The 18,626-nt window shown below is 68.9% G+C and carries 17 protein-coding genes and 1 pseudogene; 7 read left to right on the plus strand and 11 right to left on the minus strand.

Going from position 1 to position 18,626, the window contains the following annotated elements; all coding sequences use genetic code 11:
* Nucleotides 1–43 precede the first annotated feature (43 nt).
* Entirely contained in the window at nucleotides 44–3,055 is a 3,012-nt protein-coding gene (locus ACIG5A_RS13295; RefSeq protein ID WP_397240413.1) for a bifunctional [glutamine synthetase] adenylyltransferase/[glutamine synthetase]-adenylyl-L-tyrosine phosphorylase, read from the plus strand.
* A 76-nt stretch (nucleotides 3,056–3,131) separates the two neighbouring features.
* Here the strand turns inward: ACIG5A_RS13295 and ACIG5A_RS13300 are convergent, their stop codons facing one another.
* Nucleotides 3,132–3,836: a MerR family transcriptional regulator gene (locus tag ACIG5A_RS13300; RefSeq protein ID WP_397240414.1), complete on the minus strand. Its 705-nt coding sequence runs from the start codon at nucleotides 3,834–3,836 to the stop codon at nucleotides 3,132–3,134.
* Between the two features lie 130 nt (nucleotides 3,837–3,966).
* Here ACIG5A_RS13300 and ACIG5A_RS13305 point away from each other — a divergent pair, with 130 nt between their 5' ends.
* Nucleotides 3,967–5,196, plus strand: a complete 1,230-nt coding sequence (locus ACIG5A_RS13305) for an erythromycin esterase family protein (protein WP_397240415.1) — start codon at nucleotides 3,967–3,969, stop codon at nucleotides 5,194–5,196.
* Between the two features lie 4 nt (nucleotides 5,197–5,200).
* Here the strand turns inward: ACIG5A_RS13305 and ACIG5A_RS13310 are convergent, their stop codons facing one another.
* Complete coding sequence (locus tag ACIG5A_RS13310) at nucleotides 5,201–5,536, minus strand: winged helix-turn-helix transcriptional regulator (RefSeq protein WP_397240416.1); 336 nt, start codon at nucleotides 5,534–5,536, stop codon at nucleotides 5,201–5,203.
* 134 nt (nucleotides 5,537–5,670) lie between these two features.
* Between ACIG5A_RS13310 and ACIG5A_RS13315 the strand changes: the two genes are divergently transcribed.
* Both ACIG5A_RS13315 and ACIG5A_RS13320 read left to right on the plus strand, forming a co-directional pair.
* Entirely contained in the window at nucleotides 5,671–5,997 is a 327-nt protein-coding gene (locus tag ACIG5A_RS13315; RefSeq protein ID WP_397240417.1) for a hypothetical protein, read from the plus strand.
* Nucleotides 5,998–6,006: 9 nt separating this feature from the next.
* Nucleotides 6,007–6,654 carry a cysteine hydrolase gene (locus ACIG5A_RS13320; RefSeq protein WP_397240418.1) on the plus strand — a complete coding sequence of 216 codons (648 nt, stop codon included), beginning with the start codon at nucleotides 6,007–6,009 and terminating at the stop codon, nucleotides 6,652–6,654.
* Here ACIG5A_RS13320 and ACIG5A_RS13325 read toward each other — a convergent pair.
* On the minus strand, nucleotides 6,626–6,931 hold the full coding sequence (locus tag ACIG5A_RS13325; protein ID WP_397240419.1) for a hypothetical protein: 306 nt from the start codon (nucleotides 6,929–6,931) through the stop codon (nucleotides 6,626–6,628). The two genes, ACIG5A_RS13320 and ACIG5A_RS13325, sit on opposite strands and share 29 nt — an antisense overlap.
* A 178-nt stretch (nucleotides 6,932–7,109) precedes the next feature.
* Between ACIG5A_RS13325 and ACIG5A_RS13330 the strand changes: the two genes are divergently transcribed.
* On the plus strand, nucleotides 7,110–8,051 hold the full coding sequence (locus ACIG5A_RS13330) for an endonuclease/exonuclease/phosphatase family protein (protein WP_397240420.1): 942 nt from the start codon (nucleotides 7,110–7,112) through the stop codon (nucleotides 8,049–8,051).
* Between the two features lie 62 nt (nucleotides 8,052–8,113).
* A complete protein-coding gene (locus ACIG5A_RS13335; RefSeq protein ID WP_397240421.1) occupies nucleotides 8,114–9,568 on the plus strand; it encodes a metallopeptidase in 1,455 nt (484 codons plus the stop codon).
* 120 nt (nucleotides 9,569–9,688) lie between these two features.
* Here the strand turns inward: ACIG5A_RS13335 and ACIG5A_RS13340 are convergent, their stop codons facing one another.
* From ACIG5A_RS13340 to ACIG5A_RS13355, 4 genes are all read right to left on the minus strand, one after another.
* Nucleotides 9,689–10,141, minus strand: coding sequence for a 6,7-dimethyl-8-ribityllumazine synthase (locus ACIG5A_RS13340; protein WP_397240422.1), 453 nt, complete (start codon nucleotides 10,139–10,141; stop codon nucleotides 9,689–9,691).
* 9 nt (nucleotides 10,142–10,150) lie between these two features.
* Nucleotides 10,151–11,014: a lysophospholipase gene (locus tag ACIG5A_RS13345; protein WP_397240423.1), complete on the minus strand. Its 864-nt coding sequence runs from the start codon at nucleotides 11,012–11,014 to the stop codon at nucleotides 10,151–10,153.
* A gap of 191 nt (nucleotides 11,015–11,205) precedes the next feature.
* Nucleotides 11,206–12,540, minus strand: coding sequence for a M20/M25/M40 family metallo-hydrolase (locus ACIG5A_RS13350; RefSeq protein ID WP_397240424.1), 1,335 nt, complete (start codon nucleotides 12,538–12,540; stop codon nucleotides 11,206–11,208).
* The gene (locus tag ACIG5A_RS13355; protein WP_397240425.1) at nucleotides 12,537–14,210 is read right to left on the minus strand and encodes a CocE/NonD family hydrolase; all 1,674 of its coding nucleotides are present in this window, start codon (nucleotides 14,208–14,210) and stop codon (nucleotides 12,537–12,539) included. The genes ACIG5A_RS13350 and ACIG5A_RS13355 overlap by 4 nt, the downstream gene beginning before the upstream one ends.
* A gap of 263 nt (nucleotides 14,211–14,473) precedes the next feature.
* Between ACIG5A_RS13355 and ACIG5A_RS13360 the strand changes: the two genes are divergently transcribed.
* Nucleotides 14,474–15,457, plus strand: a complete 984-nt coding sequence (locus ACIG5A_RS13360; RefSeq protein ID WP_397240426.1) for a DMT family transporter — start codon at nucleotides 14,474–14,476, stop codon at nucleotides 15,455–15,457.
* A 158-nt stretch (nucleotides 15,458–15,615) separates the two neighbouring features.
* Here ACIG5A_RS13360 and ACIG5A_RS13365 read toward each other — a convergent pair whose 3' ends face one another.
* From ACIG5A_RS13365 to ACIG5A_RS13380, 4 genes and pseudogenes are all read right to left on the minus strand, one after another.
* Nucleotides 15,616–16,080 (minus strand): hypothetical protein, encoded by a 465-nt coding sequence (locus tag ACIG5A_RS13365; RefSeq protein WP_397240427.1) that lies wholly within the window; start codon nucleotides 16,078–16,080, stop codon nucleotides 15,616–15,618.
* Between the two features lie 494 nt (nucleotides 16,081–16,574).
* Complete coding sequence (locus ACIG5A_RS13370; RefSeq protein ID WP_397240428.1) at nucleotides 16,575–17,693, minus strand: glycosyltransferase; 1,119 nt, start codon at nucleotides 17,691–17,693, stop codon at nucleotides 16,575–16,577.
* Nucleotides 17,693–18,400, minus strand: coding sequence for a DUF2334 domain-containing protein (locus ACIG5A_RS13375; protein ID WP_397240429.1), 708 nt, complete (start codon nucleotides 18,398–18,400; stop codon nucleotides 17,693–17,695). Before ACIG5A_RS13375 ends, ACIG5A_RS13370 begins: the two co-directional genes overlap by 1 nt.
* An 11-nt stretch (nucleotides 18,401–18,411) precedes the next feature.
* Nucleotides 18,412–18,621: pseudogene (locus ACIG5A_RS13380) on the minus strand (hypothetical protein); the annotation flags it as partial.
* Nucleotides 18,622–18,626 lie beyond the last annotated feature (5 nt).

Consider the following 18,626-nt stretch of genomic DNA (forward strand, 5'->3'; position numbering starts at 1 on the left):
CTCTGCGGCATGTCCTTAGTCAAGGGCATGTAATTTAAGAGTCATGGTTCGGCCACCGTCTGCCCGCTCCGCTGTTCCAAGTGTCGGTCGGCTCGGGTTGCTCGAGCCGACGGCCGCCGATTCGCTACGCGAATTGGCCTGGGACAACGTCGAAAGTATTCCCGTGCTGTGGGCGCTGTCGCGCGCCCCCGACGCGGACCTCGCGCTGTCCACCCTGATCCGGCTGCGCGAGGCGCTCGGAACCGAGTGGGCCGCACTGGATTCGGCGCTGCGCACCGATACCTCGTTGCGTGGCAGGCTGTTCGCGCTGGTCGGCTCGTCGAGCGCGTTCGCCGATCACCTGGTGATCGATCCGTCGGCCTGGCAGGTGTTGCTGCGCAAGGGGTTGCCCACGCGCGAAGAGGTGATCGCCGACATGCTCGACGCGGTCGGCGCGGTGCCGGAGAACGGGGCATATGCCGGGCCCATGCTGTTCCGTGCCGGTGTGTCCGGCCCGGAGGCGGTCGCGTTGCTGCGCAAGCGGTATCGCGATCAGCTGATGCTGCTCGCCGCGCTGGATCTGGCGGCCACCGTGGAGAACGAACCGGTGTTGCCGTATCAGGTGGTCGGGCGGCACCTGACCGATCTGGCCGATGCCGCGCTCACCGGCGCGCTCGCGGTGGCGGTGGCGCGGATCTGCAAAGACGCGCCGTGCCCGGTCCGGCTCGCGGTGATCGCGATGGGTAAGAGCGGCGCGTGCGAGCTGAACTACGTCAGCGATGTCGACGTGGTGTTCGTCGCCGAGCCTGCCGACGCGACCGCGACCAGGCTCGCCGCCGAGCTGATGAGCGTCGGCAGCGCCGCGTTCTTCGAGGTGGACGCCGCGCTGCGGCCGGAGGGCAAGGCGGGCGCGCTGGTGCGCACGCTGGATTCGCATATCGCCTACTACAAGCGGTGGGCGCGGACCTGGGAATTCCAGGCGCTGCTCAAGAACCGCCCGATGACCGGTGACCTGATCCTCGGGCAGAAGTACCGCGACGCGCTGATGCCGATGGTGTGGACCGCCTCGGAGCGGCCCGATTTCGTCGCCGACGTGCAGGCGATGCGCAGGCGAGTGGAGGATCTGGTGCCCGCGGATCTGCGCGAGCGCGAACTCAAACTCGGCCACGGCAGCCTGCGCGACGTCGAATTCGCGGTCCAGCTCCTGCAATTGGTGCACGGGCGGGTCGACGAGACCTTGCACGTGCAGGGCACGGTCGAGGCGCTGACCGCATTGGCCGCGGGCGGTTACGTCGGCCGCGACGACGCGGCCAACCTCACCGCCTCCTACGAATTCCTCCGGCTGCTCGAACATCGTTTGCAGCTGCAGAAACTCAAGCGCACCCATACGCTGCCCGCCGCCGACGACGAGGAGGGCATGCGCTGGCTGGCCCGCGCCGCGCACATCCGCCCCGACGGCAGGCAGGACGCGGTCGGTGTGCTCGGCGCGGAGATCCGCCGTAATGCGGTGCGGGTGCGGCGATTACACGCCAAGCTGTTCTACCGCCCGCTGCTGGAGGCGGTGGCGCGGCTGGATTCCGACGCGCTGCGGCTGAGCCCGGACGCGGCGATCCGGCAGCTCGCCGCGCTCGGCTACGCGGCGCCGGAGAACGCGCTCGGCCATCTGAAGGCATTGACCGGTGGCGTTTCGCGCAAGGGCCGCATCCAGGCGCTGCTGCTGCCGACGCTGCTCGAATGGCTCGGTGAGACACCGAATCCCGATGCCGGGCTGCTCGCGTACCGGCGGGTGTCGGAGGGACTCGACGATCAGATCTGGTTCCTGCGCGAGCTACGCGACGAGGGCGCGATCGCGCAGCGGCTGATGATCGTGCTCGGCTCCTCGGAGTACCTACCGGATCTGCTGATCAATGCGCCGGACACCATCCGGATGTACGCCGACGGGCCGGGCGGCCCGCTGCTGCTCGCGCCGCAGCCCGACGATGTCGCGCGCGGTATCCTGACCGCCGCTGCCCGCTATGAAGACCCGAAAAGAGCTGTGGCGGCGGCACGTTCGCTGCGTCGGCACGAGCTGGCCAGGGTGGCGTCGGCCGACCTGCTCGGCATGCTCGACGTGCGCCAGGTGTGCCAGGCGCTGTCCTCGGTGTGGGTCGCGGTGCTGGAAGCCGCTCTGCAAGCGGTGATCCGGGCGACCGAGGTGGAAACCCACGCGCCCGCGCCCGCCGATCTCGCGGTGATCGGCATGGGCAGGTTGGGTGGCATGGAGCTCGGCTACGGCTCCGACGCCGATGTGCTTTTCGTCTGCGATCCGCGGCCCGGCGAGGACGAGACCAAGGCCGTGAAGTGGGCCAACGGGGTAGCGGAGAAGGTGCAGCGGATGCTCGGCGCGCCGAGCACCGACCCGCCGCTGCACGTGGATGCCGGACTGCGGCCGGAGGGCCGCAACGGCGCGCTGGTGCGTACTCTCGCCGCCTATGCCGCCTACTACGAGCAGTGGGCGCAGCCGTGGGAGGTACAGGCGCTGCTGCGGGCGCATCAGGTCGCCGGTGATCAGGAACTGGGCTTGCGGTTCCTGCACCTGATCGACAAGGTGCGCTATCCGGAGGGCGGCGTCTCCGCCGACGCGGTGCGCGAGATCCGGCGGATCAAGGCCAGGGTCGACGCGGAACGCCTACCGCGCGGGGCGAATCCGGCCACCCACACCAAGCTCGGGCGCGGCGGGCTCGCCGATATCGAGTGGACCGTGCAACTGATGCAGCTGCGCTACGCCCACGATGTGCGCGCGTTGCACAACACCTCGACGCTGGAATCGCTGGACGTCATCGAGCAGAGCAAACTGCTCGATGCCGCCGATGTGGCGCTGCTGCGCGATGCCTGGCTGACCGCGACCAAGGCGCGCAACGCACTGGTGCTGGTGCGCGGCAAGCCCGCCGATCAGCTGCCGGGACCGGGCAGGCTGCTCTCCGCTGTCGCGCGGGTGGCGGGCTGGCCCAACGACGACGGCAGCGAATTCCTCGACAACTACATGCGCATCACCCGCCGGGCGAAAGCGGTGGTGGAGCGCGTCTTCGGCGCTTAGGTCGTTGAGTGATCAGGTCGTTGAGTGATCAGGTCGTTGAGTGATCAGTCCGTCGAGCGATCAGGTCGCCGAGTGATCAGGTCGCGTCGATCATCGTGAGGTAGCGGTCGAGCTCGTAGCCTGCGGACAGCATCACGCGGCCTCGGTAGCTGAGTCTGGTTCGCCATTCGTGCAGTGTGTCCGCCAAAGTGGTTGTGTCCCCGGCGGTATGGAGCTCGTCGAGGAACAGCCTGATCCGCGCCAGCGGATAGCCGCCGCGGCGCAGCTCGCCGGCGATCCTGGCGTCGCGCACCGTATTCGGTGCGTAGACGCGGTATCCCGTGCTCGGATCCCGCTGCGGGCGCAGCACGCCCGCCTGCTCCCATTTGCGCAGGGAGGCGGGATGCATGCCGAGCTGATGCGCCAATGCGCCGATGGTGAGCGGGTTTTCGGGCGCGGTGGGCGCGGTGGCGAGCGCGTTCAGCGTGGCGGCGACGTCGTCGAGCGTTTCGCGTTCCCGCAGTGCGTCGGTGTGCGCTTGATCGATGATCCGGAACACCGTGGCGTCGTCGCCGCGGTGTGCGGCGCGCAGGATGGTGGCGGCCCGCTGATGGCCGTATGCCCGGCGCATGGCGAGGAAAGCGCGCAGGGCTTGGGCGTGCGCGAGGGTGTATCGGCGGTAGCCGCTGTCGGTGCGGGCGGACGGCGGCAGGATGCCGTCGTCCTCGTAGTTGCGGATCGCCTGGGTGGACAGGCCGTGCTCGGCCGCCAGGTCGGCGGGCCGCAGATCGGGTGGCGCCATGACTCCAGTGTGCTACGCCCTTGTTTGAGGGTTTACCAAGGGTTTGTCGCAGAAGTCCAGCAAAAGTGCCAGCCGTATGTTCAACGATACGGTTGAAGGAGTTGATTCGGCACCACGAAAGGCTCAGCTCATGTCCGTTCAGACAGCTGTTCGCGATATCGGTCTCGACCTCGGCGACGATGCCGCGCTCGGCGCGGCGATGACCCGGTTCCTCGGCCGGCTCGATCGCACACCCGCCCTGCTCGCCCTCGGCGAGCCGACGCACGGCGTGGAACAGTTCCTGCAGCTGCGCAACGACCTGCTGCGGTATTTGGTGGAGTATCGCGGTTACGGGTCCATCGCCCTCGAAAGCAGTTGCCTGTCAGGGGTGCTCGTCGACGAATACGTCACCACAGGTATCGGCGATCTCGATGAGGTGCTCGCGAAGGGATTCAGTCACGAGTGGGGGAGCTGGCCCGCCAACCGCGAACTCGTCACGTGGCTGCGCGATGTCAACGCGCGGCAACTGGATCGCGTGCGGTTCTACGGCGTCGACGCACCGACGGAGATGGATCACGCGCCGAGTCCGCGTGCCGCGCTGCTCGGCGCCCACTCCTACCTGGTCGAGCACCTCGGTGCGGACCGCGTGCCCCATGACGCCGCGGAGCTGAGCGAACTGCTCGGCGCGGACGCGCCGTGGGAGAACCCCGCCGCGATGCTGGAACCCGCACGGTCCATCGGTGATTCGGCGCGGGCGCGAGCGTTGCGCGTGGCGGCCGACGATGTTCTTGCGGTGTTCCAGACCGAGGCGCCCGGCCTGCGGGGGGCCGGCTCGGAGATCGCCTTCGAGCGCGCGAACCTGTTCGCCCGCACCGCCGTCGGGCTGCTGCGCTATCACGCGGCCATGGCCGCCGATACGCCCGATCGTTTCGGCGTGCTGTGCCAGGAGCGCGACCGCATGATGGCCGCGAACCTGCTCGATATCGCCAGGAGCGCGCCCGACCGCGGCGGGTGCCTGGTGTTCGCGCACAACTCGCACCTGCAGCGGCATCGCTCCTCGATGCGAATGGCGGGACAGCACCTGCACTGGTGGAGCGCGGGCGCGCTCGTCGCGGCGGAGCTCGGCGATCGCTACGTCTTCATCGGTAGCGATACCGCGGATTTGGCCGCGCCGCAGTCGGATTCGTCGAGTCTGCAGTATCTGCTCGCCGATGCGACGGGCGAGCGCGGACTGTTTCCGGTGCGGCCATTGCTGACCGCGCTGCGCGCGCATCCCGGTGTGCCCGCGGTCGTCCCCGAGGACTTTCGGTACGCACCCATCGATCCCGCTCAGCTGGACGGTATGGACGCGATCGTCTCGATGAGGGTGAGCCGGGACTAGGAGCTCAGGGCTGGACCGTGATGCCCGCCCGCGCCGCGCGCTTCTCGCCCCACTCGTACATCGCGGTGAGCACCGGCACCAGGCTCCAGCCCTCCTCGGTCAGGTCGTATTCCACCTGCGGTGGGACGGTATCGAAGACGCTGCGCCGTACCAGGCCCTCGGCCTCCAGCTCGCGCAGCTGCTGGACGAGCATCTTCTCGCTCGTCGACGGCATCAGCCTGCGCAGTTCGCCGTAGCGGCGCACGCCCTCCTTGAGGTGCGCCAGGATCACCGGCTTCCACTTGCCGCCGATGAGGTCGACGGTGACCTCGACCGCGCAGTGGTAGCGCTTGTCCGTCATCGCAGTGCTCCCATGCTCACCGCACCGGTACTCACCAAAAAGTGCGTTCTTGTAACACTGTAATCATCGCGCTTCCATGGAGTCGTACCGCGGCGCCGCCGCACCCATTTCGGCAGACAGGGAGCCCAATCCCCATGAAAGTCATCGTTTTCGACCGTTTCAAGCCCGGTGTGACGATGGAGACCATTACGCCCTACCTGCCACAGGAGGTCGCCAATGTGTGGCGGCTGTGGAAGGCGGGCATCGTGCGGGAGAACTACGCCCGCGCGGACGAACCGGGCGTCGTCATCGTCTTCGAGGTCGACAGCGTCGAGCAGGCGCGCAAATACGTCGACGACTTCCCGCTGACCAAGGCCGGATACCTGGAGTGGACCTATGTTCCGGTGCAGGCGCCGTTGCCGCTGGAGGCGCTGATGGATGCCTCGGTCGACGTCGCCGAGCCCTACGACCGGACCAAGTGAGGTGCGGACATGAAAAGCGCCTTTGGGCTGAGCATTCCGCAGACGGTCGAGGAGGCGTGTGATCCGGCGCGGATGGCGCTGGTGATCTACGACATGCAGGTCGGCATCGTGCGGCAGATCCAGGACGCCGACCGGATCGTCGACGCCTGCGTCCAGCTGCGAAACGCGGCACGCGAGGGCGGTTTCCGCGTCTTCTACACCCGGCACATGTCGCTGCCCGCGGCCGCCGCCGGGGTGTCGCAGCTGCGCACGGCGATGCAGTGGCAGCATCTCGACGATCCGATGCAGGTGCGCTCCAGCTTCCCGCAGGGCTCGCCGCAGTATCAGCTCACGCCCGAGCTGACGCCGGGTGCGGACGAGATGGTGTTCGACAAGATCACCATGTCGGCCTTCGCCGGTACGCCGCTGGATATCGCCCTGCGCGACTGCGGTATCGACAGTTACGTGATCGCGGGCATCGCGATGGAGGTCGGTATCGAACCGACGGTGCGGCACAGTCTCGATCTCGGTTATCTGCCCGTCGTCGTCACCGACGCGTGCGGTGCGGGCCACCCGGCCGCGGCGCAACGTTCGCACGCCACACTGGAATTCGCGGGTGGTTCACTGACCGCCGATACCGCCACGCTGGTCAAGACGATGCGTCACGCACGGAGCTGACCTCGCCGGTCAGCAGTTGGAAGCGGGTGACGAAGTCACGGATCGCTAGTCGGTCTTCGTCGCCCGCGGCCCGGTGGCCGTGTTCGGCGGTGACCGAGACGACGCTGCCCGCGCGGATCCGCAGCACATCCCAGGCGGCGGGCAGGACCAGCGCCTGCACGCTGCGGCCACCGCTGTTGACGGTGATCCGTGAGCTGTACCGACCTGCCAGCGCGGCAAGGTCTTCCGCGATATCGACGGTGAGCGCCCCCGCCGCCTCGAACTCTTCGAAATACACGGCGGCTACCTCCGGTCCTGTCGTAATCGCCGCCCAACGACCAAACGGGTACTTGGCCCCAAGTCTAGGACCGCGTGCCCCGCGCCGCCGGTTCGGGCTGGCAGCACTCGGATTCGGCACCACAGGATCTTCACAACCGGTCCGTTTCGTCTGCACATGTCGTGCGTAGGGTCGGGGAATGCGTAAATGGTTGAACCGAGTGCTACTCGGTGCGGGGTGGTGCGCTCTAGCCGCCGGACTAGTCGGTCTGGTGCTGTATTTCGGTGTGGGGCAGGGGCGGCTGATACCGGTACTGCTCGCCGCGGGGGCGTCGTATCTGATGATCGGTGCGCTCGTCGGGTTGTTACTGTTCCTGATCGCGCGCGGCTGGCGCAGCGCGGCGGTCGCGGGAGTCGTTGTCGCGACGGTGCTGTGGACGCTGGTGCCGAGTTTCGTGCCGGACGGGCGGGCGGCCAGTGGCACGCCGGTGACGGTGATGCAGTCGAATCTGCTGTTCGGACAGGCCGATGTCGGCGCGGTGCTCGCGGCGGTGCGCGACAGCCGGGTCGATGTGCTCACCCTGGAGGAGATGACACCGCAGGCGGTCGACCGGCTGACCGCGGCGGGTATCGATGAGCTGCTGCCCTACCACTATCTCCAGCCGTATGTCGGCGCGGCGGGCACCGGGATCTACAGCCGGTATCCGTTGCGCGACACCAAGAACTACGAGGGTTTCCGGCTGCACAACATCTCGGCGGTAATGGATCATCCGCAGCGCGGGCCGGTCACCGTGTACGCGTTCCATCCGGTGATCCCGCAGGACTTCGACCGGTGGACCACCGAACTCGGCTGGATCCGCGGCATTCTCGACGCGGAGCAGGGCGCCGCGATCGTCGGCGCCGACCTGAATTCGACGCGTGATCACGTGGAGTTCCGCGAGCTGGTGCGCGGCCGCTTCCAAGCGGCGGCCGATCAGGCGGGCGCCGGGCTGGTGCGCACCTTCCCGACCGACCGTAGCTGGGGTCCGGTGATCGGCATCGACCATGTGCTCGTGGCCGGCGGCACCACCGAGGACCTGCGTGCGCTGACCATTCCCGGTTCGGATCATCGCGCGGTGATCGCACGTGTTTGGCTGAGCTAACCATCGTTGCGCCCCAAGGGTTCTGCGCGATAATCAGGCACAGGACTCGGGGAGGTAACTGAATGAACAGGACCAGACGGCTGCGGGTGGGTGCGCTGCTGGCGCTGGTGGCGGTGGCCGCCGCGCTGGCGGGTTGCGGTGTACGGGCCGGTGAGGAGCCGAGCCAGAAGGTCACCGCCGACGCGTCGGGCAATCCGTTCGAACTGGCGGGCGCGGCATCGAGCACCGGACCGAGCGGGCCGCGCTCCGGGGTACCGGACACCACGCTCACCGCCGAGAACGGTGACGGCGGTACCTACGACAAGCTGGCCCTGAACACCCTCGCCGATCTGGACACGTTCTGGAAGACCGAGTACGGCAAGAACTTTCCCGGCACCTTCAAACCGGTGACCCGCTACATCTCCTGGAGCGCCAAGGCGCCCCAGGAGGAGGCGGTCAAGTTCTGCACGGTCAGCACCTACAAGTTCGTCAACGCCGCCTACTGCGGCAACGACCACACCATCGGCTGGGATCGCGGCGTACTGCTGCCCGCACTGGTGGAGCGGTACGGGCCGATGTCGGTGGTGATGGTGCTCGCGCACGAATACGGTCACTCCATCCAGGGGCAGGCCAAGCTCGCGGGCTTCTTCACCCCGACCGTGGTGGAGGAGCAGCAGGCCGATTGCCTGGCGGGTGTGTTCCTTCGTCAAGTGGCCGAAGGCAATTCGGCGCACTTCACGCTGAACACCACCAGTGGGCTGAACGCGGTGCTCGCCACCACCGTCGCGGTGCGCGATCAGAATCCGAACGACAAGCGCAGCGTGCACGGCTCGGCGTTCGAGCGGGTGACCGCATTGCAGATCGGCTGGACCGACGGCGCGCAGGGCTGCAAGAAGATCAACAGGAAGGAGCTCGAGCAGCGCCGCGGCATGCTGCCGAGAACCTTCGAACCCGGTGAGCGGGACGCGCAGCTCCCGGTCGACGTGTCCTCGCTGACCAGCATGAGCGAGGCGCTGGCCAGGATCTTCCCGCTGCAGCGCGCGCCGAAGTTCGACTACTCCGGTGTGGTGAAGAACTGCCCGAAGGTGACGACGACGGCACCGGTGTCGTACTGCCCGACCGGCAATATCGTCGGCACCGATGTGCCGTCGCTTGCCAAACGCGGCGGGCCGCTGAAGGGCGACGACGATCCGCTCGGCGCGACGGTGGCCGGTGACTACAACGCCTTCGTCGTCTTCATCTCCCGCTATGTGCTTGCGGTGCAACAGGAGCGGAAGCTGGCGCTGACCGGCGCCGACAGCGCCGGTCTGCGTACCGCGTGCCTGTCCGGCGTGGTCACCGCCCGGCTCAGCGAGGCGGGCAGCGATCCGCGTCTGTCGGCGGGCGATCTCGACGAGGCCGTCTCCGGACTGCTCTCGGACGGACTGGCCGCCGCCGATGTCGACGGCAAGATCGTGCCCAGCGGATTTCAGCGCCTCGACGCGTTCCGCACCGGCGTGCTCGACGGCGAGAGCGCCTGCCTGACCCGCTTCACCTGAATAATGGGCGCAGCCGGACGAAGTCCGTCCCCAGACCGCACACGGCCGGAGCGAATGCGGGGAGGTACGCAGCGGACGGAGTCCGCTTCGCGCACGGCCGGAGCGAATGCGGAGGTACGCCTAAACGGGCAGTGAGCGCAGGGAGCTGAGGGTGGTCGCCAGCGCGCGGGCGGCCTCGGCTCCCTTCGTCACGAAATGCTCGGTGTAGTAGGTGACGTGCTCGCTGTGCTCGTGGAAGTGGTGCGGGGTGAGCACCACCGAGAACACCGGCACATCGGTGTCGAGCTGGACCCGCATCAGCCCGTCGATCACCGCGGACGCGACGAAGTCGTGCCGGTAGATGCCGCCGTCCACGACCAGCGCCGCGGCGACGATCGCGGAGTACTTGCCGGTGCGTGCGAGTCGCTGTGCGTGCAGCGGGATTTCGAAGGCACCGGGCACCTCGAAGACGTCGACGCGGGCCGGGTCGTAGCCGAGGTCGGCGTATTCGGCGGTGAAGCCCTCGTAGGCTTTGCCGACGATCGAGCTGTGCCACATGGCGCGGATGAACGCGACGGATCCGGTCTGTTCCATGACCGAAGCCTACTGTTCGGTAACGTGAGCCTCCAGCCACTGCACCACGTCGGTGAGCACCTTGTCCTGTTCGGGCTCGTTGAACACCTCGTGGTACAGGCCGTCGTAGCGTAGGACGGTGAGATCCTGCGCGGCGGCGCCGCGTTCGATCAGGTCCGAGCTGGACGGCGCGGCGATCGCGTCGGCGGTGCCGTGCAGTACGAGCAGCGGCGCGGTGAGCTTGCCGAGGCGCCGCTTGACCAGCTCGGTGGCGTGCAGGATCTCGTAGCCGGTGCGCGCGGGCAGCTTGCCCCGGTAGACCAGCGGATCGTTGTCGTAGGCGCGCACCACCGCCGGATCGCGGCTGATCTGCGACGAATCCAGTTGCAGCACACCGAGGTTCGGTGCGATCCGGCTGATCAGCGGCGCGAAGAGCTTTTGGACGGGATTGCCGACCGGGATATCGAGCGGCGGTGCGGACAGCACGATCCCGTCCACCGCGATCGGCTCGCGGGTGGCCAGGTACAGCACGATGAGGCTGCCCATCGAATGCCCGAGCAGGAACCGCGGCACGTCGGGATGCTCCCTGGTCGCGATATCGAGCATGGCGGCGACATTGTCGGCGGCGCCGTCCATCGAACCGATATTGGCCTTGCCGCCCGCGGACTTGCCGTGTCCGATGTGATCGAGTGCGTAGACCGCGAAACCGCTGTCCGCCAGCCGCTTTCCGACGTGCACGTAGCGGCCCGAATGTTCGGCGACGCCGTGCACGAGCACGATGACGCCGCGGGTCGCGGTCTCGGGGAGCCAGGCGCGCCAGGCGATCCGGCTGCCGCGGCCGTCGAATTCGCCGGTCTGCTCGGTGGCCCGTGGCTCGGGCCCTGACTCGGTCATGCTGTGCCTTCTGTTGCATGCCCGAGGGGCCCTCCGTGGTTACGCAAGCTGCCTCCTCCGGGCCCTGACTCGGTCATGCTGTGCCTTCTTTTGCCTGCCCGAGGGGCCCTCCGTGGTTACGCAAGCTGCCTCCTCCGGGCCCTGACTCGGTCATGCATCGGCTCCTGACGTCTGCGGCGGTGCTCGACCGGCTACTGCGCGAGCCGGTCGAGCAGCCGCCGATTGAACTCGATCAGCCGAGCGTAGTTCACCCGGGAGATGCGCTCGTCGGTTCCGTGGATCGTGGCGAGGTCCGCCTTGGTGAGCACGATGGGCGCGAAATTGCAGCGGGTGTCGGCCAGGTCGTCGTAGTGCCTGGAGTCGGTGGCACCGGGCACGATTCCGCTGGTGACCGCGATACCGGGGACGACGGCCTCGGCGAGATCGGCGATCATGCCGAACGCGGGGCCGGGGCCGGTGGCCTCGGACGGCTCCGACGCGGTGCCGACCAGTTCGATCCGCACCCCGGGGTCGCGGATCACCCTGCGGCAGTGCTCGAGCACGCCGTCCACCGAATCGCCGGGCAGGATACGGAAATTCACCAGCGCCTCGGCGTGCTGGGGCAGCACGTTCGCCTTCACCCCGCCGTGGATCACCGTCGGCGCGGTGGTGGTGCGCACCAGCGCCTCGGTCTGCGGCTGCGTCGCGAGCACCCTGGTGATCAACGGTGCGGCCACTCCGGCGAGCGCGAGCACCCTGCGCCGCGAGGCGGGCATGAAGCGCCGCAGCCTGGCCAGCATGTCGGCCACCACCGGGGTCAGCCGCAGCGGCATCGGATGATCCTGTACACGGGCCACCGCGCGGGCGATCCGGCCCACCGCGGTCTGCCTGCCCGGCATGGAGGAATGCCCGCCCAGTTCCCGCACGGACAGCCGGACGGTGGCATATCCCTTCTCGCCCACCATGATTCCGGCGACAGGGCGGTCGACGTCGGCGGCGAGGCCCTCGGTGATCACGCCGCCCTCGTCGAGCAGCAGCTCCGCGCGCACCCCCGCCTCGCGCAGATGCGCGGCCATCAGCACCGCGCCCGCGCCGCCGAAGACCTCCTCGTCGTGGCCGAAGGCGAGGTAGACGGTATGCCGCGGGCGCAGGCCGTCGGCGAGCGCCGATTCGACCGCCTCCATGATCGCCAGCACCCGGCTCTTGTCGTCGATCGCGCCACGGCCCCAGACGAATTCGTCGTCGACCACGCCGTCGAAGGGTGGATGGGTCCAGCCGTCGACATCGTCGACGGGCACCACATCCTGATGGGCGAGCAGCAGTGCCGACACCCGGTCCGGCTCGGTGCCCGCCCAGCGGTACAACCTACTGCGGCCGAACAGCGTCAGCTCCAGCTCGGCATGCACCCGGGGAAAGCACTGTTCGAGATGCGCCGCCAGCCTGCCGAATTCGGGGTCGTTCGACTGTCCTGGCTCCTCGGTCGACACCGTGGCACAGCGCAGTGCCTCGGCCAGCCGCTCGGCGACCTTGTCGTCGACGCCGTTCACCGGTCACCCGTCCGGGTGGGAAGAGTCATCGCCACCGTCGCATTCTTCACCACCGCGGCGTCGAGCGTGATGGTCTTCTCGTTGCGCCACTTCGGGATCGCCTCGGAGACCCCGCCGGGCAGGTCGGGTGTGCGCACGGCGGTGAGCAGGGGCAGTTCGATGCTGGCCTCGGTCACCGTCACCTGCGCGAACGTCGGTGGGTGTGCCCACACCTCGTCGAAGACATCCATGATCCTGACCCCGATGCGGTGACCCGCCGGTATCGGCCAGTCCTGGGCGAGCATGCGGATCCGCGGATTACCGTCGCCGACCGGCGCGATGCCGCGGCTGACCAGGGTGGCGCGGCCGTCGGGTGCGATGTCGTAGATCTCCGCCGTGATGGTCGCCTCGCGCGGTCCGGTGACGCGGGCGGTCGCCGACGGCAGACCCGACAGATGCTGATCCTGCGCCAAAGGTTCGGAGATGGTCCAGATCTCGCGGTCGGGTCCCGGGATCAGGCCGCGATCGGTGTAGCTGCCCGTGCGCAGACCGATCGGCACCCTGCGGACATCGGCCGCCGGGAAGGCGGTTTCACCACGCCAGCGAGTGTCGAACTGGCCCATGGTGATTCGTGGGCCCGGCACCGTCACGTCGCGCTGCGCGACATGCTTGTCCATGAAGGCGAGGAACTCGTTGTTGAAATACGGTGTGCCACACTTGTCGTTGCAGGTGCGGTGACCCCACTGGCCGAACCAGGCCTTGTGATCGCCGGGGCCGAGACCGTTCCACAGCTCGAAGATGCGGTCGGCGCGGGTATTTCCGTCGGCGAAGCCTTGACCGAGGAACAGCGGAATCGTGTTGCCGCGCACCTTCTCCACCAGATCGCGGTCGCGCCAGAACTCGGTGTTCGGGTCGTGGTTGGACGTGTTCTGCAGATACGGCACATAGCAGTCGAGCGGTAGCTTCGACGCATTCGCCTGATACTCGGGCAGATCGTCGGGGCGGGCCGGCGTCGACGCGATAAGCAGATGCTCGAAACCGGCCAGATCGCCTGGGCGAACGCCGGTTTCGGTCACCGGCTTGAGCGAGAACTTCCACGCGATGCCCTGCATGTACAGGTACGCGTACGGGTCGACGACGGGCTCGAACGACATCACGGCGGCGAGGCCGCGCGGCTTCTCCGCCAGGCCCATGAGACCGGTCCAGCCCTCGTACGAGATACCGGCCAGGCCGACGCGGCCGGTCGACCACGGTTGATCCGCCGCCCACTCGACCGCGGCCTTCACGTCCGAGCGTTCACCGGGACCGCCGAAATCCGGGCAGCCGGACGAACCGCCGTACCCGCGCAGATCGACGACGACATAGGTGTAGCCGGCGTTCAGGAACAGCTCCGGGTTCATGTTCTCGGCGTTCGGGCCCTTCTCCACCACGCGCGGCTGGCTGATGTAGGCCAGGTGATTGCGGTAGGGGCTCACCGTCATGATGACCGGCGTCTTGGTGTCGTCGGAAACACCCTCGGGACGAAGGATGTCGGCGTGCAACCGGGTGCCGTCCGGTGCGTCGATGAAGGCCTGGCGCCACTGGAACGGTACCGGAATCGGGTCGGCGCCCGCCGTCGCCGGAACGGATATCCCCAGCACCAGCAGCACCCCGCACAGTGCGCGCATCAAGACGGTTCGTTCGATCACCATAGGACTATCAAGTCTGCCCGCGAGACCGTCGAGCCCCCGGAACCGGGGTAGGGGTGTCGGCCGCCACCGTTGGCGCAGGTCCCGCGCGTCGGCGTGGCGGATCTCTCGATCGAGCCGAGTCGTCGCGCGCTGAGTTCGCGGCGGTCTCCGCTCGGCAGGGCGGTTGTCTGTGCGCCGAGTGGAAGTCGTGCCCGGGGAAAGCGTTGCCAACCTGCCCGACGGAGGCCACTGGGTGTTCACCCCGGCCAGCGAGCATGTGCCATATGCCCGCTGCTGTCGATGTGCTCGGCGGCGAGTCCGTTGATGTGCGCGCCGTGTCGGCAGTCGTGCTCGCGCTGCTGGCCGCGCTGCTGTTCGCGGCGTCCGCGGCGCTGCAACAGGCGGCCGCGCGGCAGGCCGCGACCGCCGCGGGCCAGGGGCGTTGGCTGACCATCATCGGGATTCTGCGCGCCCTGCTCACCGACCGGCGGTGGCTTGCTGGCCAGGGCGCGAACGTGGCCGGGTTCGCGGTGCACGCGACCGCGCTGCGGCTCGGCGCGATCTCGGTGGTGCAGGCACTGCTCGTGGTGCAGTTGCTGTTCGCCCTGCCGATGGCCGCCGCGCGGCGCGGACGGGGGCTGCTCGGCCGGGATTGGGCCGGGACGATTCTGGTGTGCGCCGGTCTGATCCTGCTGGTCGCGCAGGGGGTACCGGCGCATTCGGCGGTGCAGCCCGAGTTGTTGCCCGGCGCGGGGGTTGGGGTGTTCATCGCGGTCATCGTCCTGGTCGCGGCCGGGCGGCTGGCGGGATCGACACAGCTGCGGTCGGCCTTGCTCGCCATCGCCGCGGGATGCTGTTTCGCGACCACCGCCGTGCTGGTCGTCGTCGCGACCAGCGCGCTGCCCCAACTCAGCTGGGCGCTGCTGGGGATTCCGGTGTCGACCTGTATCGGCGGGCTGCTGACACAGGAGGCATACGCACGGGGTTCACTGCCCACCGCGCTCACTGCCATGACCATCACCGACCCGGTGCTGAGCTACGCCGCGGGCGCCACCCTGTTCACCGTCGTCACCCACCCCCACCCGCTGCCCCTGGCGTGTGCCGCGCTCCCGGTCATCGCCGGAGTGGCCGTACTGGCGAATTCACCGACCCTGCACGACGAACGGCTACGTGAGCCGGATCCGGGTGCGCCCGATCTCTCCCGTACCCCGGGCCCGGCGTTTGCCGCGGCCGCGCAGTACCGCGACAATGACGGTCACCCGACATAAGGGCCTGCGCGCACTCGGGGCGGGATCTATCGCGCCGCGCTCACGGTCATCGTCGCAGTGGCACTACTGGCGAATTTGCCGCCCTGCACGACGAACGGCGACTTGTGCCGAATCCGGGCGCCGGTGGATGTTTCGGCGCCGGTGGATGTTTCGTAGCGCTACCGCATCATTCTGCGTTTGCTGCCCGCGCGGCCGACCGTGACGACGATGAGGACAACCACACCGACCAGCAGACCGCCGATCCCGACGCAGAGCCCGCCGATCAGCCACGGGACGAAATCGAGTCCACCGCCGGGGCCGATCGCGACCGTTACCTCCGGACTGCCTTCGGTGGTGACGCGGTACGCGCCGGGATGAGCCACCTGGAAGGTGAACTGCGTACGCCCTTGCCGCCGATCGGTGGCATAGGTGAACGCCCGCCCGCCGTACGGGGTGAGCGAAACATTCACGCCGTCCGGACCGGTGATGAGCACCGTCGTCGTGGGCGGCGGCCGATGCGATGCGTCGGTGTATTCGTAGTTCACCGAGTACGTGCCGGTCTTCGTCAGCTGCACGGTGCCGATGCCGGGCACTCGGATCCGTTGCAGGTCATCGAGCGCCCTGAACCCCTTGGCCGCTCCCACCGCCCCGAGCACACCCCCGGCCCCTAGACAGAGCACGATGCACACCGCGACGATCGCATACCACCACGCTGCGGGCGTAACCCGTTGCGGCACAGGTATCCCGCCATGCCCACCAGGTAATGGTTGCTGATCCACAGTCGCCCCGCTCTCCGGCGATGTCGATAGCCGGACTTGTCGTCAGCGTACGACCTCCCGCACTACCTGACGAGCTCGACGTTCCGCCTGCCTACGACATGCCCGACTCGGCTCAGCGGACACTCTTCTCACCCGGGCCCGGAAGTCGGCCTGTGATTCCGAGAAGTGTCCGCCTGGCCGAGTGCGGCGATCTATCGGCGGTGGTGCATTGCTGCGATGTGTGCTTCCCAGCCGTGACGTGTGTTGCCGGACGGCGTTGCGGTGCCGAGGCTTCCGGTCTCGCCGTGCACCGCTGGGTGCGGATGCTTTCGGCGGTCGGGCGGTGTGACCGTTGGGTGTTGCGTTCGAGCAGGGCTGGATCAGGCTGTGCGGGAGGGGGTTTCGTAGTCGGCGTAGAGGGCCAGCATGCCTGCGACGGTGGCGGACCAGGGGAAGCGTTCGGCGGCGGTGCGGGCGGCGCGGCGGCGTTGGGGGGCAGGCATTTCGAGGAGTTCGCGGACGCCCGCGGCGAGGCCGCGGGGGGAACCGTCGGAGACTACGCCGGAGCCGGCTGGGCCGACGAGTTCGCCCGCAGCGCCCGCTTCGGGGACGACCACGGGAGTGCCGCAGGCCAGTGCCTCCAGGACTGCGAGGCCGAAGGTTTCGGCGGGGGAGGGGAATATCGCGATATCGGCGTCGGCGACCAGAGCCGCCATAGTGGCGCGGTCGGTGAGATGGCCGTGGAACGTGACCGGCAGTCCGGCGGCGAGCCGTTGCAGGCGTGGCCGCAGCGGGCCGTCGCCGATCACCGCGAGTTCGCAGCGCAGGCCCGCGCCGTGCAGCACGCGGACCGCCTCGACGGCGCGTTCGGCGCGCTTCTCCTTCGACAGCCTGCTCACCAGCACCAGCCGCACGGAATCGTCGGCGGGGTAGGGGTTTTCGCCGAGATCGGCGGGGCGGAAGGTGCTCAGGTCGACGCCGAGCGGGATGCGCCGGACGTTGGTCGCGCCGATCCGCTCGAATTCGGCGGTGGCGAAATTCGAGGTGACCACCACTTTTTCGGCGCGCACGCACAGCCGCCGGTTGGCCAGATCGGCCGCGGCGGTGAGCGGGAAGCCGCGCGGTACGCGCGAGCGCAGGATGGCGTCGATGCGCTCGTGGGAGAACAGCACCAGTGGCACGCCCGCGCCGCGCGCCCACGGCGCGAGCCAGCGCACGCTGAGTTTGTCGCTGCATTCGAGCACGTCGGGAGCGAGCCGGTCGAGCACCGCGCGGGTGCGGCGCGCGGTCAGCACGTGATAGCCCGCGGCGCCGAACTTGGGGCTGCGCACGGTGATCCGGCGACCGGCCGCGGTACGGTCCGCGTCGTCGTCGGGGCCGGGTACCACGAGCACCCGGTCGTGACCGGCGGCGGTGTAGCCGCGGCCGATCTCGTCCACGCAGGTGCGTAGCCCACCGGAGGCCGGTGTGTAGAAGTTGGCGAGCTGCACGATGCGCACTAGCCGACCGCCGATCCGACCAGCTCGGCGTAGGTGCACGCCCGCGCGCCCTCGGTCAGCGCGGCGTCGATGGCGCGCAGCGTCACCTCCCGCAGACCGGGACGACCGAGGTCGTCGGGATGCAGGGCGAGCCGGACCAGTCCGCCGCGCCGCGCCGCGCGCCTGGCCTGCGTCTCGAACAGCGCCGCGCCGAAGCGCTCGGACCAGCCGCCGCCGGGGCGGTGCGAGAGCGCGAACCCGCGATGCAGCTTTCCGGTGCGCAGGTCGTGCGCGCCGAAGTGGGAGGTGGTGTGGGAGAACCCCGCCGCGCGCAGTGCGCGCATCGCGCCGGGGGAGGCGAGCCAGCCCGGCGGCGTGAAACCCGTTGCGGACAGCTCGTGTCCGGCCAGCACCGCCGTGGCGTCGCGCAGTTTCGCCGCCGCCTGCGCGGTATCGAGCGCGGCGAATTCGGCCGCGCCGCGGGCGACCGCCCGTCCGACCAGCCGCCGCGGCAGCGCACCCTCCGGCCCGGCCCGATGTTCCCAGCCGTGCACCATGATCTCGTCACCCCCGGCTCGCCGCGCCCGCAGAAAACTCGCGTAGTCCGGCCGTTCGGCGAGCCGGGCCCCGCGCCACGGCCCCGGAATCACCAGCAGCGACACCGGAATCCCGAACGCATCCGCATCGGCGCACCAGCGCGCCGTTTCCGCCGCACTCGCCGGTGCCACGTCATGGATGCTCACCACCAACCGCGCACACACGCCCGGAAGGTAACACCGCCCGGTAGCCGCGACTTGAACATCAAGGTGGCATCGATTGAAGATCGGCCGGGGTCAGCGGTTCTCCGGACCGGTGTGCCGTCGATCGCCTCCGGGCCGCCGACGGTCAGCACCGGGCCGTCCACAGCGAGGATGGCGACCCGGTGCGGGCCGATCGGGTTCGGCCGGTCCGGCG

Source organism: Nocardia sp. NPDC052566, assembly GCF_044547285.1.
Taxonomy (GTDB): domain Bacteria; phylum Actinomycetota; class Actinomycetes; order Mycobacteriales; family Mycobacteriaceae; genus Nocardia.